This window comes from Streptomyces sp. AC550_RSS872, from assembly GCF_019049285.1.
Taxonomy (GTDB): Bacteria; Actinomycetota; Actinomycetes; order Streptomycetales; family Streptomycetaceae; genus Streptomyces.
This window is the reverse complement of sequence record NZ_JAGMUL010000042.1, coordinates 1-15941: the sequence shown is the minus strand read 5'-3', so window position 1 is coordinate 15941 and position 15941 is coordinate 1. Positions and strand designations below refer to the sequence as shown.

Sequence of the window (15941 nt, the reverse complement as noted above, 5' to 3'; positions counted from 1 at the left end):
CACCCCGCCGAAGCCGTACGTCTGTCAGCCCTTGACGCGCCGGGCGACCGCCCGGACGAGGTCGGTTTTGGCGACCTGGAGCGCGAACCCACCGCCGCTGCCCGGGGCAGGCTTGGCGTACCGGGGCAGGGCCCGGTGGCGCCACTTGGCGGGCGGCATGTTCTTCGGGAGCGCCGGCAGCGGTACGGACCAGCTGCCCAGCCGGAGTTCGCCGCGCCAGACGCCGAGCGGGAGTTCGGAGACGGGGACGCGGATGACGAACGCGCCGCCGGCCTCGGGACGCCGGGCCGGCCGGTGGGACACCGAGCCTCCCTGCCCGTCCGTCAGGGTCACGGTGAGGGCAGGGGCGCCCTCCGGGTGGCCGGCGAGCGTGCAGCGGCCGGTGAACTCCAGCTCCGTGGGGGCGTCCGGGGCCCACCGGACCGCGCCGTCGAGGCGGAGCCGCGACGCCACCGTGTGCTTGCGTTCGCCGATGTCGAGCGTGAAGTTGCCGTGCGGGTGGGTGGTGTAGAGGGTGACGGCGCGCAGGCCCTCGGCGGTGTCCACGACATGTGTCGCGGCCTTGCCGGACACGTCGTCGGCCCGCTTGCTGCCGACACGGACCTCGCGGGTGATGCCCTGGGCGCCGATGGCGAGCGAGATGTCCCACAGCCCGTCGCCCAGCGCGCTGCCGTCGGCGGCCGTGGTGATGTCGACGGCGGCCTCGAACCCCGCCCGGTCGTAGGTGTAGCTCCCCTCGTCCTCGCCGGCGCCCGCACCGGGGGTCGCGGTGTGCGTGACGGGCAGCCGGAACTCCACCTTGCTGTCGCGCTCGCGCAGGACCAGCTCGGTGGTGACGTCACGCGTCTCGACGCGGTGCAGATAGCCGTGCCCGGCGAGGTGCAGCACGGTGCCGCGCAGGTCGGCGCGGGTGACGCGGTGGCGCACGCCGAGCTGGGCGGTGACGTCGTAGCAGTCGTCGGGGATCGCGCGGGCGGGATCACGGAGGAAGGGGTAGCGGGCGAGGGCCCGGCCCGCGTCGACGAGCACGGGCGTCGCCACCTTGCCGCGCGCCAGCTCCCGCTCGAACCGCACCAGGTCGAGCAGCTCGTCGAGCATCCGGTGGCGTACGAGGTGGAGCCGCAGGCGGGCCATGGCCGAGAGCTGGTCGTTCAGCCCTTCGTGCCAGAGCGGTTCGATGCTCTCCGCGAGACGGGCGAGGGCCTTGTCCTGCTCGGTACGCGGCTCGCGGGCCAGGTGGCCGAGGAGCTGCTGGACCTCGACGGTGAGGTGCCGGTGTGCCAGGTGGTCGCGACCGGGGCCGGGCGGGACGTTCTCCAGGATCATGTCGACCACACGCGGCAGGAAACGCAGCCGGGGCTCGGTCCCGCCCGTGCGCAGGGTGATGTTGCCCGCGTCCTCCCGGCGCACCCAGTACAGGCAGTCGTAGGAGGCCAGGACGGAGATGCCCGCCGCGTGCAGATAGGCGGGGCCCACGAAGAGCTGGTCCTCGCCGATGGAGAGGTCGGTGGGGAAGCGCAGGCGATGGCGCTCCAGCAGCTCCCGGCGGAAGAGCTTCATGGGGTTGAGCGTCCAGTACACCCGGGAGGAGAAGACGTCGGTCTTCGGCTGGTCGCGCCGGAACATCGAGGTCGGTGCCCCGCGCCCGCCCTCGCCGACCATCTTGCCGAGCACGACGTCGGTGCCGTTCTCCTCGGCCATCGCCACCATGCGCTCCAGGGCCTCGGGCCCCAGGTGGTCGTCGGCGTCCAGGAAGAACACGAACCGTCCGCGCGCGTGGTCGAGTCCGAGGTTGCGGGGTGCTGAGGGGCCGCCGGAGTTCTCCTGCCGGAAGACGCGCAGCAGCCGCGGGTAGAGGCCGGCCAGCCGGTCGAGTTCCTCGGCCGTCCCGTCGGTGGAGCCGTCGTCGACGACCAGGATCTCCAACTGGTCCCGACCGATGGTCTGTTCCGTGACCGAGGTGATGCAACGCGTCAGATACGGCATTGCATTGTACGCGGCGACAATTACCGAAACGGCAGGGCCAGTCATCGTCACGATCTCCATGAATTGCGGGGCACACCCCGTTTTTCCTGGATGGCTCATAGATTGGCCGATTGGATGCGGTAAGGCACCATTTGCGGGGAGATTTGCCGACAGAGCTGTGAAGATATCACGACCGTCGGGTGCCTATGAGGTGACCTTGTCAACTTCTCCGTGGGCGTCCTGCGCCGTCGGCCCGGCACTTCTCGTCCCCCGTGATAGGGAAAGCCCTACGGACTGAACCCGTCGGTAATCAAGTCCTTGTCCCCACCCCCCTCCTGCGTGAGAATGCGCATGACAAAAGTGCGGGTGACCGGAGATTTTCCGGTCACCCTCCTCGTATGAGGGGACCCCCACATGAGAAAACCTCTCGGCGCCGCCCTCCTCGCCCTGGCGATAGCCGGGGCCGGCGCCGCACCCGCGGTCGCGGCTCCCGTGGACTCGGCCGCTTCCTTCGGCAAGGGCGTGGACACGGGCTCGGTCACGTCGGTGGTCAATGACACCGTCGCCACCACCGCGGACACCCTCGGCCAGGTCCTGAACGGTCCCAAGGCCAAGGCCGTGAACTTCGCCGGCACCGTCGCGCTCAGCAACTGTTCCGGCTCTGTCGTCCGCTTCCCGGACTCGGAGGACAACGACCCGGCCCTGGTCATGACCAACGGCCACTGTCTGGAGACCGGCATGCCGGGCCCCGGCGAGGTCGTGGTCGACCGGGCCTCCAGCCGTACGTTCAGTCTGCTCAATGCCTCGGGCAGCCGGGTAGCCACGCTGCGGGCCAGCAAGATCGCTTACGGGACGATGACCGACACGGACGTCGCCTTCTACCAACTCACCACCACGTACGGGCAGATCAAGAGCTCGTACAGCATCAACCCGCTGACGGTGGCCGACACCCACCCGGTCAAGGGCACCGCCATCACCGTCGCCTCCGGTTACTGGAAGCGGCTGTACAACTGCAACATCGACGGGTTCGCGTACCAGCTCAAGGAAGGCGACTGGACCTTCAAGGACTCGGTCCGCTACACGTCCGCCTGCAACACCATCGGCGGCACGTCCGGCTCCCCCGTCATCGACCAGGCCACCAACCAGGTCGTCGCCGTCAACAACACCGGCAACGAAAGCGGCGAGCGCTGCACGGTCAACAACCCGTGCGAGGTCGACGAGAGCGGCAACGTCACCGTCCGCCAGGGCATCAACTACGCCCAGCAGATCTACCAGATCCACGCCTGCTTCGGCGTCGACAACAAGCTCGACCTGAGCGCGAGCGGGTGCGTGCTGCCCAAGCCGTGACCGGCTGGGACAGGTGCCAGGTCCTGGACACGGCCTAGGAGGTTCTACGGACCGCCCGTCCCGCCAGTACGTCCGTGCGGCGGCCGTCCTCGACCACGAAACGGCCGTCGATCAGGACGTGCGGGATGCCCGTCGGTAGCGTGCGCGGCTCCTCGAAAGTGGAGCCCGCCGCTACCGTCGCCGGGTCGAACAGCACCAGGTCCGCCCGATGTCCCTCGCGGACCAGCCCCCGGTCCGCCAGCCGCAGCCGCGCCGCCGGCCGCCCGGTCAGATGGGCCACGCACTCCTCCAGGGACAGCACCCCCAACTCCCGTACGTACCGGCCGAGATAGTGCGGGAACGTGCCGTACGCCCGCGGATGCGGCTTCGTGCCGCGCAGGATGCCGTCCGAGCCGCCCGTGTGGACGCGGTGCCGCATGATCGTCCGTACGTTCTCCTCGTGGCCGACGTGCTGGAGGATCGTCGAGCCCAGCCGGTCCTCCAGGAGCAGCCGCCGGGCCGTCACCCAGGGGGCCTCGCCCCGCGCGTCCGCCGACTGCCGGACCGTACGGCCGACGAAGTCCGCGAGCGCCGGGTCGCTCACGCCCGAGATCTCGATCGTGTCCCACTCGATGGGCACGCCGTGGCAGCCGTCCGCGCCGAGGACCTCCATGTGGTGGCGGATCCGCCCGGCGGTGTCGTCGTCCGACAGCCGGGCCAGGATCGCCTCGGGGCCGCCCTCGCTCGCCCAGCTCGGCAGCATGGCGACGAGGGTCGTGCAGCCGGGGGTGTAGGGGTACGTGTCCAGGCTGATGTCGGCCCCGTCGTCGAGTGCCTTGTCCAGCAGGGACAGCAGCTCCGGCGCACGGCCCTTGTTCACACCGAAGTTCATGGTGGCGTGGGCGAGATGCAGCGCGCAGCCCGCCTGTCTCGTCAGGGCCACCATCTCCTCGTACGCCTCCAGGGCCCCGGCCCCGTAGGAGCGGTGGTGCGGGCAGTAGTAGCCGCCGTACGACGCCACCACCCGGCACAGCTCCGTCAGCTCGGCGTCCTCGGCGTACATGCCCGGCGTGTACGTCAGGCCGGACGACATGCCGACCGCTCCCTGCGCCATGCCCTCCGCGACCAGCTGCCGCATCCGGTCCAGCTCGTCCGGCGTCGCCTCGCGGTCCTCCCAGCCGACGGCGAGCGCGCGGATCGTGCCCTGCGGGACGAGGTACGCCGCGTTCACGGCGATGCCCTGACCGTCGAAACCGGCGTCGAGGCGGTCCAGGTACTCGCCCACCGTCCGCCAGTCGAAGTCGATGTCGTCGCCGGAGCCGTTCCAGCCGGTGATCGCGCGGCGGACCTCGGCGAGGGTGCGGTCGTCGACGGGGGCGTACGACAGCCCGTCCTGCCCGATGACCTCAAGGGTGACCCCCTGCGCGGCCTTCGCGCTGTGGTCGGGGTCGCGCAGCAGCTCCAGGTCGCTGTGGGCGTGCATGTCGATGAAGCCGGGGGAGAGGACGAGGCCCTCGGCATCCAGCTCCCGGCGGGCCCTGGGGCGTTGACAGCCCGCGGCGGCCGCCTCCTGGACGATCGTCACGATCCTGCCGCCGTCCACCACCACGTCGGCGCGGTAGGAGGGACCGCCGCTGCCGTCCACTACGTCCGCGTCCCTGATCACCAGCTCTTCCATGACCCGCCTCCCCTCTACCCCGTGTCCCCTAGAAGAACGTGCGGATGTATGCGACGACCGTCCCGTCCGCCTCCGCGACCGGAATCAGCTGCCACTTGTCGAACGACGTGCACGGGTGCGACAGCCCCAGGCCGAGCCAGTCCCCGACCTCCAGGTCCGCCTCCCCGGTCGTCCGCAGCCACGCGTGCTGGTCGGACAGGGCGGTCACCGAGACACCGGTGGCCGGGCGCTCGGCGCCGTCGCGGCGGACCACCTGGGCGAAGGGCAGATCGAGGTCGTAGGCCGCGTCGCGCTTGCCCGCGTTGACGAAGGCCTGGTCGGGGGAGGGGCGGGAGACGACCTGGGTCCAGAGGCGGAAGGCGGGTTCGAGGGCGCCCTCCTCGGGGACCCGGTTGAACGGGGTCAGCTTGCGGTAGTGGCCGTCGTCGTGCGAGACGTACGCGCCCGAGCGCAGCAACTTCAGTACGGGGGCGGACAGTTCGGGGATCTCGGCGAACACGTCCGCCACCGCGTCGAACCAGGCGCTGCCGCCCGCGCTGACGACGATCTCGTCCAGCCCCGCGAAACGCCCCGCCTTGTCGAACTCGGCGGCCAGCGCGAGCAGCCGCCGCAGCCAGGCGCGCACCCGCTCGGGGTCCGCCTGCGGGACCTCGCCCTCGTACCCGGCGACGCCGACCAGCCGCAGCGTCGCCACGGCGGCCACCGCGTCCGCTACGGCCGCGCACTCCGCCTCCGTACGGACGCCGGTACGGGCGCCGTCGCCGGCCGCCAGCTCGACGACGACGTCCACCGGGCGGGTGGCACCGGCGTCGCGCAGGGCCGCGTCCATCAGTTCCACGCCGCGCACGGAGTCGACGTAGGTGATGAGGCGGAAGTCCTTGTCGGCGGCCAGCTCGGTCGCGATCCAGCGCAGCGCGGCCGCGTCGACCAGTTCGTTCGCGAGGAAGATCCGCTGGATGCCGTACGCCCGCGCCACCCGCACCTGGTGCGGCACCGCGAGGGTGATGCCCCAGGCACCGTGCTCGATCTGCCGCTGGAACAGCTGGGGCGCCATGGAGGTCTTGCCGTGCGGGGCGAAGGCGAGGCCATGGCGGACGGCGTACGTCTCCATGAGGTCGAGGTTGTGCTCCAGACGCTCGGCGGAGAGGGCGAGCACGGGGGTGGCGAAACCGTCGGTGAAGAGATTGCGGCGCTGGGCGGCGAGCTCGGCGACGGTCAGGCCGTCGGCGTCCGGGGGGAGGCCCTTGAAGCGGTGGTCGACGCGTTCCTCTCCGAGGCGGGCGAGGGCGTCCGCGGGGCTGTCGGCTGTCATGGGGCCTCCCTGATCGAGCCTGTTGCACATCTTGCAACGACCATTGCGTATATCGCTTACCGCTGTCTAACATCTCGGCCAACCGCGGGTCAACGGAGCCGCCGATCCACCCGCACAAGCCCTGGAGCTACGACCATCGTGACCCTCACCGGACCCTGCAACGCCCCCGACGTCGTGGACGTCGTCGCGCTCGGCGAGTCCATGGTCACGTTCCTGCCCACGCGGCCGGGGCGCCTCGCCGACGTGCCGTCGTTCGAGCGGGCGATCGGCGGCGCGGAGTCCAACGTCGCCTGCGCACTGGCTGCCGCCGGCTACCGCACGAGGTGGGTCAGCCGAGTCGGCGCCGACGGGTTCGGCGACCATCTCGTCGAGGCGATCGGGAGGTACGGCGTCGACGTCGTGTCCGTGCGGCGGGATCCGAGCCGTCCCACGGGCGTGTACTTCCGCACGGCCGGGGACAGGGGCACGGACGCGCATGAGGTGGCGTACTACCGGGCGGGGTCGGCGGCGTCGGCGATGTCCGTGGCCGACGTGGACCTGGACGCCGTGCGTTCGGGGCGGGTGCTGCATCTGTCGGGGATCACGGCGGCGTTGTCGGAGGGGTGCCTGGAGCTGCTGCGCGAGCTGACGGCTCCCTACGAGGGGCGCCCGCTGATCTCGTTCGACGTCAACTACCGGCCGGGGCTGTGGGGAGACGGCGAGGGACCTCGCGTACTGCTGGAGTTGGCGCGCCGGGCTGATGTGGTGTTCGTGGGGGAGGACGAGGCGGAGCAGGCGTGGGGAATCTCGGGCGGACCGGAGGCGGTGCGGGCCGCGTTGCCGGAGCCGGGGGTGTTGGTGGTGAAGCAGGGGGGAGCGGGGGCTACGGCATTCGTGTCGGCCGCGGGTGACGGTGGGCTGGTCGCGCCCACGCGGGGGAGCCGCAAGTGTCACAGGCCCGCATCCCTTGGGCTGTCCGGCGCCCCGACGACGCATGACGCGGCCGCTCGCCCCACCCAGCCTGGAGACGGCGGTCTCTCGCTGCCTGTGGATGGTCGGCCCGCTCAGCCTGCGAGCAGTCGTCAACCGCAGCCTTCGGCCGCTCGCTCCGCCCTGCCTGCGGGTGGTCGGCCCGCTCAGCCTGCGAGCAGTCGTCAACCGCAGCCTTCGGCCGCTCGTCCCGTCCTGCCTGTGGATGGTCGGCCCGCTCAGCCTGCGAGCAGTCGTCAACCGCAGCCTTCGGCCGTTCGCCCCGTCCTGCCTGTGGATGGTCGGCCCGCTCAGCCTGCGAGCAGTCGTCAACCGCAGCCTTCGGCCGCTCGTCCCGTCCTGCCTGCGGGTGGTCGTCCCGCTCAGCCTGGGGACGGCGGTCTCGTGCTGCCTGCGGACGGCGGTTCCGCGCAGCCTTTTGGTAGTCGTCCCGCGCTGCCTGTGGATGGTCGTCCCGCCCAGCCTGGGGACGGCGGTCTCGCGTTGCCTGCGGACGGCGGTTCCGCGCAGCCTTTTGGTAGTCGTCCCGCGCTGCATGCGGATGGTCGCCCCGCCCAGCCTGCGGACGGCCGTCCCATCCAGCCTGGGGGCAGCCGTCCCAGCCAGCCTGCGGGCAGTCGTGCCGCTGGGGCGGCGCCCGTCCCGCAGAGAGGCGGCACGCCGTCAGCGCCGGGCTGCGCGGCTCACCCCCGCTCAGGCGCGACGCCGGGCGCCCCACAGCCCACGGCGTTCGTGCCGTCCCCCCACGTCCACATCGCGGCAGCGACAGGTGCCGGTGACGCCTTCGCGGCCGGGTTCCTTTCCGCCACCCTCCGTGGGTTGCCCGTACGGGAGCGGCTGCGGCACGGGCACCTCTGGGCGGCAGCCACCCTCACCGCCCCCGGTGACCTCGCCGCACCCCCGTCCCGCGACATCGCCGACCGTCTGGTCGCCCTCGACGACGCCGCGTGGGAGAAACTTCGACTCGGCCCCGGCTGGACGCAAGCCGCTGAGAGGGCCGACGAGGAGGGACGTACGCCATGAGTCAGACCGTCGACCGCGCGCTCAGCATCCTGCCGCTGCTCGCGGAGGGCCCCGCCGACCTGGGCCAGGTCGCCGAGCGGCTGGGGGTGCACAAGTCCACCGCCCTGCGGCTGCTGCGTACGCTGCACGAACACGGGCTCGTCTACCGCCAGTCCGACCAGCGCTACCGCCTCGGCGCCCGCCTCATCGCCCTCGCCCAGGAGGCGATGGAGAACCTCGACATCCGCGAGATCGCCCACCCCCATCTCGTGCGGCTGAACGAGCAGTGCGGGCACACCGTGCACCTCGCCGTGTACGAGGAGGACGAGGTGCTGTACATCGACAAGGTGGAGAGCCGGTACCCGGTGCGGATGTACTCGCGGATCGGGAAGCCGGTGGCCATCACCGTCGCCGCCGTCGCGAAGCTGCTGCTCGCCGACCGGCCCGAGCACGAGCGCCGTGTCCTCGCCGAGAAGCTCGACTACCCCATGTACACGGCCCGTTCGACACCGAGTCCGGATGCCTTCCTCAGGGAGCTGGCCAAGGTGCGCGACCAGGGCTGGGCCACCGACCTCGGTGGCCACGAGGAGTCCATCAACTGCGTCGCCGCGCCGATCCGCGGTGCCGACGGCCGGGTCGTCGCCGCCATGTCGGTCTCCGCGCCGAACGTCGTCGTCACCGCCGACGAACTCCTCACCCTGCTCCCCCTGGTGCGCCGTACCGCGGACGACATCAGCGGCGAGTACTCCGGCAGGAACACAGTGAAACAGTGAAAGGGCCCGCATGACCGAGAAGATCGCGCTCACCCCCAAGACCCACACCACCCCGCCCGCCAAGTTCTCGCACGGTGTGAAGAAGGGGAACATCCTCCAGGTCGCGGGCCAGGTCGGCTTCCTCCCCGCGGTCGAGGGGCAGCCCCCGACGCCCGCCGGCCCCACCCTGCGTGAGCAGACCCTCCAGACCCTCGCCAACGTCAAGGCGATCCTGGAGGAGGGCGGCGCCTCCTGGGACGACGTGATGATGATCCGCGTCTATCTCACGGACGTCGCCCACTTCGCCGAGATGAACGACCTCTACAACACCTACTTCGAGGAGCAGGGGTTGACCCAGCCGCCCGCCGCGCGCACGACCGTGTACGTCGGGCTGCCGGCCGGCCTCCTCATCGAGATCGACGCGCTGGCCGTACTCGGCTGACGCCACCGCCTCCTCAACCCCCGCACGCCGTACACGGCATGGTGTCCGTCACCCCTGGGACGCCATGCCGCGATCCACCCTGCCCGAAAGCCGCATGTACTTACCCAGAGGACCCCCTGATGTCCCCCTTGTCCCTCACGCTCGCCGCATCCGCCCCAGCCGGAACACCACCCCACACCGGCGGACTGCTCCTCCTCATCGACGGTACGGCCGGACTGCTCACGGTCGCCGCCATCGGCATCGCGCTGCTGCTCTTCCTGATCATCAAGACGCGCCTCCAGCCCTTCGTTGCCCTGCTCGCGGTCTCCATAGCCGTCGGCCTCATGGCCGGCCTGTCCGTCACCGAACTCTTCGGCACCGTCCAGCGGTCCGACGCCGTGTCGACCATCGAGTCCGGCATGGGCGGCATCCTCGGCCATGTCGCGATCATCATCGGCCTGGGCACCATGCTCGGCGCGATCCTCGAAGTCAGCGGGGGCGCCGAGGTGCTGGCGTCGCGGCTGCTGAACCTCTTCGGCGAGAAGAGAGCGCCCCTGGCCATGGGCCTCACCGGCCTGATCTTCGGCATCCCGGTCTTCTTCGACGTCGGCATCTTCGTCCTCGCGCCGCTCGTGTACGCCGCCGCCAAGCGCTCGGGCAAGTCCGTCCTGCTGTACTGCCTGCCGCTGCTGGCGGGCCTGTCGATGACGCACGCCTTCCTGCCCCCGCACCCGGGTCCGGTCGCGGCGGCCGGTCTGCTCCATGTCGAGCTGGGCTGGGTCATCCTCATGGGCATCGTCTGCGGTATCCCGGCGGTGCTGGCCGCGTGGGCGTTCTCCGCCTGGATCGGCAAGCGGATCTTCGTGGCCGTGCCGCAGGACATGGTGGAGGCGGCGGACGAGGCGAAGCGGGCGGTCATCGACGAGCAGCGCAAGGCCGGAGTCGAGCCCCAGGAGACGCCCGTCCCGCTCGGCACGGTCCTCGGCATCATCGGCACGCCGCTGGTGCTGATCCTCGCCGCGACCTTCTCGTCGATCGCGCTGGACCCCTCCACCACTCGTTCGGTGGTCGAGTTCTTCGGCAACCCGTTCGTGGCGCTCACGATCGCCCTGTTGCTGGCGTACTACCTGCTGGGCATCCGGCGTGGCTGGTCCCGCAAGTCCCTGGAGACGGTGTCGACCTCGTCCCTGAAGCCCGTCGGCAACATTCTGCTGGTGGTCGGTGCGGGCGGTGTCTTCGGCGCCGTCCTCAAGGCCAGCGGTGTCGCTCAGGCCCTGTCCGACACCTTCAACGACGTGGGCCTCCCGGTCATCGTCCTTTCCTACCTGATCTCGGTGGTCCTCCGCGTCGCCCAGGGCTCGGCCACGGTCGCCATCGTCACGACGGCCGGCATCGTCGCCCCGCTCCTCACCGAGGGCGACCACTCCCAGCCCTTCGTCGCCCTCGTCATCATGGCCATCTCGGCCGGCTCGATCTTCGCCTCCCATGTCAACGACGGTGGCTTCTGGATCGTGGCCAAGTACTTCGGCATCAGTGAGCGGGACACGCTGAAGACGTGGACGGTGCTGGAGAGTGTGCTGTCGGTGGCCGGGTTCGTGGTGGCGGCGGTGCTGAGCCTGTTCGTGTAGCGGCGGCCCGGCCGGGGCCGCCCCCCCGCCTTCGGTCCGAAGGGCCTCGTCCTCGAACGCCGGACAGGCTGAAAACGCCCGGAGCGGTGCCTGATCACGTCGGTGTCTGTGAATCTTCGTGTAACGATGCGGGGGCTGGTTGTGCGGGACACAGGGTTGTCGACCATACTGCTCGGCTGTGGAGCAGCGCATAGGTTCAGGCAGCCAGCCCCTGGAGGGCGCCGGGTTCGATCCGGCCTTCATCCCCGGGCTCCCCTCACCCGCGTCCCCCGCGCCGGAGGGCGCGAAGAAGGAGGACGCCGAGGAGCCCGAGGCGAAGGTCGATGACGAGGGCGGCGAGGAGACCGACACCGACGTCGAGGGGACCGACACCGACGTCGAGGGGGATCGTGACGTCGACGAGCCGCCCGCCGACGGTCCCGTCTTCGAGGCCTCCGACCGCCGCGCCCGGATCGTCGCCGACCACTCCGGCGTACGGCTCTCCCTGGACGACCAGGAGTGCGAGTTCCGCTGGGACGAGATCGGTGCCGTGGAGACCGAGGCGCCGCGCTTCGGGAAGCGGTACACCGTCACCGTGCACACTCCTGACCGCCGTTGGTACCCGATCGAGATCGAGGCGACGGCCAGGAGCCGGTTCACGGAGTGGGACGAGCAGTTGGACGCGGTCCTCGACGCCTACTTCGAAGACGGTGCCGAGGCCACCGAGGGTGCCGAAGCCGTCGAGGAGTCCGACGCCTCGTAGCGGCGCGCTAGCTACAGTACTGGGCTTCCTTGCCGATCGACCGGTACATACAGTCGGCGTTCTCCAGCAGCTGCAACACCGCATCCCGGTTCCGGGACGTCTCCCGCTCGATCACCTCGTCGGGCGGGTAGAAGCCCCCACCGCCGCTGGACGACGGGTACATCTCGAAGGTGTACGCGAAGATCTTCTGGCTGCCCCACAGCCAGTCGTCGATCGATCCGTCGGTGATGTACAGGTCGCTGGCCTGCTCCGCCGTGTAGCCGTTGCTGGCCGCCATCTTCTGCCCGACCGCGGCGAAGGCGTTGCGGTCGTCGGCGGTCATCCCGGTCGTCGTGTCGGAGTACGTGTACCCGAACGGCCACAACACCAGCTCGCTGTACGTGTGGAAGTCGACGCCGGCCCTGATCTGCTGGACCCCGCCGACGACACGGCTGCGCACGAAGTTGGCGACGACCTTGACCTCCGGCGCCGACTCGGCGGACGCGCCCCGGTAGGTGTCCGAGGACGCCGACCCCGAGGAACCGCCGCAGCAGCCCCACCGATGGGCCCAGTTCCGGTTGAGGTCGGTCCCGACCGCCGACGAACCGGAGTTGGGCTGCCGGTTCTTGCGCCACGACCGGTAGGAGCCGGTGGCGATGTCGTACTCGCCGCCGTCCGGGTTGAGGTCGGGGACGATCCAGATCTCACGGTTGTTCACCATGCTGGTGACCCGGGAGTCGCTGCCGTAGTCGGAGGTCAGCTCGCGCAGCAGATAGAGCGCCATCTCGACGGTGAGATGCTCGCGGGCGTGCTGGTGGTGGGTGAACAGGACCTCCGGCTCCGACTCGTCCGTCCCGACGTTGTCGCTGATCTTGATCGCCACGATGTTCCGGCCCTGGTGCGACGTACCGATGACACGCTGGCTCGCGATCGAGGAGTTGGCCGAGACCAGTGAGTTGATCTCGCTCGTCATCTCCGCGTAGTTGTGGTACCGCGAGTCGCCGGACGGGAAGTCGTAGAGCCGGACGTCGTCCTCGCCTGCGGACCGGTCGGGGACCGCGCCGAGCGGGGTGACGTCGTAGCCGAGGGTCTTCAGCTTCTTGATCTGGTCCGCGCGGCCGGAGACGACGACGCCGTGGCCATGGGCCTCGTCCACGGTCACGCCGGTCCGCTGAAGTGCCGTGCGGTCCTTGGCGGTCGAGTGCATGTGGACCTCGTACTGCCGGATGTCGTCCGTCGAGGGAGCCGCCTTTGCGGCGCTGTCGGCGTTCGCGGACACGTTCGCGGAGAGGGGTGCCGCGAGGGCGAGGGCGAGCAGTGCGGCGAGCGCGGCGGTACGTCTGCCGCTACGGGTGCCGGAGCCGCGTATGCGAAGTCGCATGAAGTCTCCTTGTGGGAGCGGGGGGTGGGGTTCAGTGCGACGTACTGCGTGGTGCGGGTGTGGCGCTCATCGTGGGCTGCTGGCATGAGCAGGTCAAGAGCGAGCCGTTGGTGGCGGCGTGAATCATTCGAAAATCAGCCGCGCAGTGTACGCGTGCCGCCTCCGTGCGGAGCGGTCCCGGGCGAAGTCCACCCGAGGGTGTGATTCGGGCGTGCGGACCGGCGCGGGGGGCGGGAAGGGTGAGGAACCGCGCAAGGGGGGGAGCGGTGGGAGCGACGGCTTAGGCGGGGACCGGCGCACCCTCCGACTCCCCGACCCCCCTTCGACACCACCACCCCCAGAGGAACGGCTGATCATGGGCGGATCAGCGCCACGACGGGACCACCGGCTGCCGGTCGAGACGACCAGCTTCGTCGACCGGCGCGGCGAACTCGCCGCCGGACGCGAGCTGCTGGCCAGGACACGGCTGGTCACGCTGACCGGTCCGGGCGGCGTCGGCAAGACCCGCCTCGCCGCGCGCATCGCGGCCGCGGTACGGCGCACCTTCCCCGACGGCGTGCGCTTCGTGCACCTCTCCGGCCTGGACGATCCGGCACTCGTCCCGCTCGCCGCCGCCGACGCGCTCGATCTGCACGACCACTCCGCACGACCGCCGCTGCACGCGCTGGTGGAACGGTTGCGGGACCGCAGGCTGCTGTTGCTGATCGACAACTGCGAACACCTGCTGCCGGCCTGCGCCGAACTCGCCGCGGCACTGCTGCACGGCACCACCGGCGTACGGATCCTCGCCACCAGCCGCCACCGCCTCGGTCTCACCGAGGAACACCTCCTCGACGTAACGCCCCTGCCGGTCCCCGACCCGGACGGCGACCTCACCAGCCCCGAGGGCTACCCGGCCCTGGCCCTCTTCGCCGACCGGGCCGCCGCCGTGGTCCCCGGCTTCCGGCTGACCGCCGCCAACCGTGGGGCCGTCGCCCGTCTCTGCCGCCGCCTCGACGGACTTCCGCTCGCCATCGAACTCGCGGCGGTCCGCATGCGCGTGCTCGACGTGGAGCAGCTCCTCGACCGCCTGGACGACCGCTACCGCCTCCTCACCGGCGGCAGCCCCGCGGCCCTGCCCCGCCATCAGACCCTGCGGGCGGCGGTCGACTGGAGCCACGAACTGTGCACCGAACGGGAACAGTTGGTGTGGGCGCGGCTGTCGGTGCTGGCGGGGAGCTTCGATCTGGAGACGGCGGAGGCGGTGTGCGCAGGGGAGGCCTCCTCGGGGGGTGCGGCGGCGCTCACCGGTGACGACGTCCTCGACGCCGTCACCGGCCTCGTCGACAAGTCCGTACTCTCCCGGGAGTCCGGCCCCGACGGCATCCGCTACCGCCTCCTCGACACCCTCCGCCACTACGGCCTGGACCGCCTGCGCCGGCTGCCCGACGAGGAGCCCGCGGCCCGCCGCCGCCAGCGGGACCGGATGCTGAGCCGGGCCACCGCCTGCGAGCGGGCCTGGTTCGGGCCCGGGCAGCGGGAGATCGTCGCCCGGCTGCGCGCCGACCAGGACAACCTCCGCGCCGCCCTCGACTTCAGCCTCACCGCCCCGGACGAACGCCTCGAAGGCCTGCGCCTGGCCGGCACCCTGTGGTTCTACTGGCACGCCTGCGGCGCCCCCCGCGAGGGCCGTCACTGGCTCGACCGTGCCCTCGCCGCCAACCCGGACCCGACCCGGGAACGGGCCCGCGGCCTGTGGATCGCGGGGCTCCTCGCCGCCGCCACCAAGGACCTCACCGCGGGCCTCGCCCTCGCCCGGGACGCCCACGCGCTCGCCCTCGACCTGGGCGACGAGGCGGAGGCGGCGCACGCACAGTACGTCATCGGCGTCATCACCCTGTTCATGGACGACCTGCCGACCGCCCTGAAGCACTTCGAGACGAGCGTCGCCCGCGGCCCCGTCCCCGGCCAGCACCTCAGCCTGTACGGCCTCGACCAGGTCGAACTCGCCTGCGCCCTGGGCTTCCTGGGCGAGGCCGACCGGGCCGTCGAGGTCTGCGAACGGGCCCGCCGGATGTGCGAACGGCACGGCGAGGAGTGGGTGCACTCGTACGTCCTGCGGATGCTGGCCCTCGCCCACACCGTGCAGCGCGACTGGCAGCAGGCCGAACACCACGCCCGTCACGCCCTGCGTCTCAAACTCGCCGTCCACGACGTCACCGGCATCGCCCTCACCCTCGACCTGCTGGCCCGTGTCGCCACGGAGACGGGCGCCCACGAACGCGCGGCCGTCCTACTGGGCGCCGCCGACCACATCTGGACCGGCATCGACCGCGACCGCTGGGGCTCGGCGACCCTCAAGTCCGCCCGCAGCGACAGCGAGACCCGGTCCCGCGCGGCGCTGGGCGCACCCGACTTCCGGCGCGCCCACGAACGCGGCCGCGTCCTCGGCACCGACCTCGCGGACACCGTCGACTACGCCGTCCACGACACCGTCACCCGCGACGCGAACGCCACCCGGCCCAGATCCCCCCACGCCACGACCGGCGTCCACCTCACCCGCCGCGAGACCGAGGTCGCCGAACTCGTCGCCCAGGGCCTCGCCAACCAGCAGATCGCCGACCGCCTGATCATCGCCCGCCGCACCGCCGAGGGCCACGTCGAACGCATCCTCGGCAAGCTCGGCTTCAGCAGCCGCAGCCAGATCGCGGCCTGGGTCACGGCCCAACGCTGACCCGCCCACCGGACCGCCCTCGCCCCTCCACCCCCGGGAGCCCAACCCCCATGACCACCCACCCCGCCCCAGC

10 protein-coding genes and 2 pseudogenes are annotated in these 15941 nt (G+C 71.1%); 8 read left to right on the top strand and 4 right to left on the bottom strand.

Going from position 1 to position 15941, the window contains the following annotated elements:
- Positions 1-24: 24 nt before the first annotated feature.
- Entirely contained in the window at positions 25-1986 is a 1962-nt protein-coding gene (locus tag KUM44_RS18675) for a glycosyltransferase family 2 protein (RefSeq protein WP_254389720.1), read from the bottom strand.
- A 393-nt stretch (positions 1987-2379) separates the two neighbouring features.
- Between KUM44_RS18675 and KUM44_RS18670 the strand changes: the two genes are divergently transcribed.
- Positions 2380-3312, top strand: coding sequence for a serine protease (locus KUM44_RS18670; protein ID WP_217209147.1), 933 nt, complete (start codon positions 2380-2382; stop codon positions 3310-3312).
- A gap of 34 nt (positions 3313-3346) precedes the next feature.
- Here KUM44_RS18670 and KUM44_RS18665 read toward each other — a convergent pair whose 3' ends face one another.
- Together KUM44_RS18665 and KUM44_RS18660 are read right to left on the bottom strand one after the other, a co-directional pair.
- Positions 3347-4969: an amidohydrolase family protein gene (locus KUM44_RS18665; protein WP_217209145.1), complete on the bottom strand. Its 1623-nt coding sequence runs from the start codon at positions 4967-4969 to the stop codon at positions 3347-3349.
- Between the two features lie 28 nt (positions 4970-4997).
- Positions 4998-6281, bottom strand: coding sequence for an amino acid deaminase (locus KUM44_RS18660; protein ID WP_217209143.1), 1284 nt, complete (start codon positions 6279-6281; stop codon positions 4998-5000).
- Between the two features lie 201 nt (positions 6282-6482).
- Between KUM44_RS18660 and KUM44_RS18655 the strand changes: the two are divergent.
- The 6 genes and pseudogenes from KUM44_RS18655 to KUM44_RS18630 form a co-directional block, all read left to right on the top strand.
- A pseudogene (locus KUM44_RS18655) lies at positions 6483-7155 on the top strand (sugar kinase); the annotation flags it as partial.
- An 827-nt stretch (positions 7156-7982) separates the two neighbouring features.
- Positions 7983-8273, top strand: a pseudogene (locus tag KUM44_RS18650) (PfkB family carbohydrate kinase); the annotation flags it as partial.
- Positions 8270-9025 (top strand): IclR family transcriptional regulator, encoded by a 756-nt coding sequence (locus KUM44_RS18645; protein WP_217209141.1) that lies wholly within the window; start codon positions 8270-8272, stop codon positions 9023-9025. The pseudogene KUM44_RS18650 and the gene KUM44_RS18645, both read left to right, overlap by 4 nt.
- 10 nt (positions 9026-9035) lie before the next feature.
- A complete protein-coding gene (locus KUM44_RS18640) occupies positions 9036-9446 on the top strand; it encodes a RidA family protein (RefSeq protein WP_217209140.1) in 411 nt (136 codons plus the stop codon).
- 119 nt (positions 9447-9565) lie between these two features.
- A complete protein-coding gene (locus KUM44_RS18635; protein WP_217209139.1) occupies positions 9566-11053 on the top strand; it encodes a GntP family permease in 1488 nt (495 codons plus the stop codon).
- A gap of 178 nt (positions 11054-11231) precedes the next feature.
- Positions 11232-11795: a hypothetical protein gene (locus KUM44_RS18630; RefSeq protein WP_217209138.1), complete on the top strand. Its 564-nt coding sequence runs from the start codon at positions 11232-11234 to the stop codon at positions 11793-11795.
- Between the two features lie 7 nt (positions 11796-11802).
- Here the strand turns inward: KUM44_RS18630 and KUM44_RS18625 are convergent, their stop codons facing one another.
- Entirely contained in the window at positions 11803-13155 is a 1353-nt protein-coding gene (locus KUM44_RS18625) for a M14 family metallopeptidase (RefSeq protein WP_217209137.1), read from the bottom strand.
- 355 nt (positions 13156-13510) lie between these two features.
- Between KUM44_RS18625 and KUM44_RS18620 the strand changes: the two genes are divergently transcribed.
- Positions 13511-15868 carry a LuxR C-terminal-related transcriptional regulator gene (locus KUM44_RS18620; RefSeq protein WP_217209136.1) on the top strand — a complete coding sequence of 786 codons (2358 nt, stop codon included), beginning with the start codon at positions 13511-13513 and terminating at the stop codon, positions 15866-15868.
- Positions 15869-15941 lie beyond the last annotated feature (73 nt).

Bases quoted from the DNA above. Each gene is read 5' to 3' on its own strand.
- KUM44_RS18675 (WP_254389720.1), bottom strand. From the start codon at position 1,986: ATGCCGTATCTGACGCGTTGCATCACCTCGGTCACGGAACAGACCATC.
- KUM44_RS18670 (WP_217209147.1), top strand. From the start codon at position 2,380: ATGAGAAAACCTCTCGGCGCCGCCCTCCTCGCCCTGGCGATAGCCGGG.
- KUM44_RS18665 (WP_217209145.1), bottom strand. From the start codon at position 4,969: ATGGAAGAGCTGGTGATCAGGGACGCGGACGTAGTGGACGGCAGCGGC.
- KUM44_RS18660 (WP_217209143.1), bottom strand. From the start codon at position 6,281: ATGACAGCCGACAGCCCCGCGGACGCCCTCGCCCGCCTCGGAGAGGAA.
- KUM44_RS18645 (WP_217209141.1), top strand. From the start codon at position 8,270: ATGAGTCAGACCGTCGACCGCGCGCTCAGCATCCTGCCGCTGCTCGCG.
- KUM44_RS18640 (WP_217209140.1), top strand. From the start codon at position 9,036: ATGACCGAGAAGATCGCGCTCACCCCCAAGACCCACACCACCCCGCCC.
- KUM44_RS18635 (WP_217209139.1), top strand. From the start codon at position 9,566: ATGTCCCCCTTGTCCCTCACGCTCGCCGCATCCGCCCCAGCCGGAACA.
- KUM44_RS18625 (WP_217209137.1), bottom strand. From the start codon at position 13,155: ATGCGACTTCGCATACGCGGCTCCGGCACCCGTAGCGGCAGACGTACC.
- KUM44_RS18620 (WP_217209136.1), top strand. From the start codon at position 13,511: ATGGGCGGATCAGCGCCACGACGGGACCACCGGCTGCCGGTCGAGACG.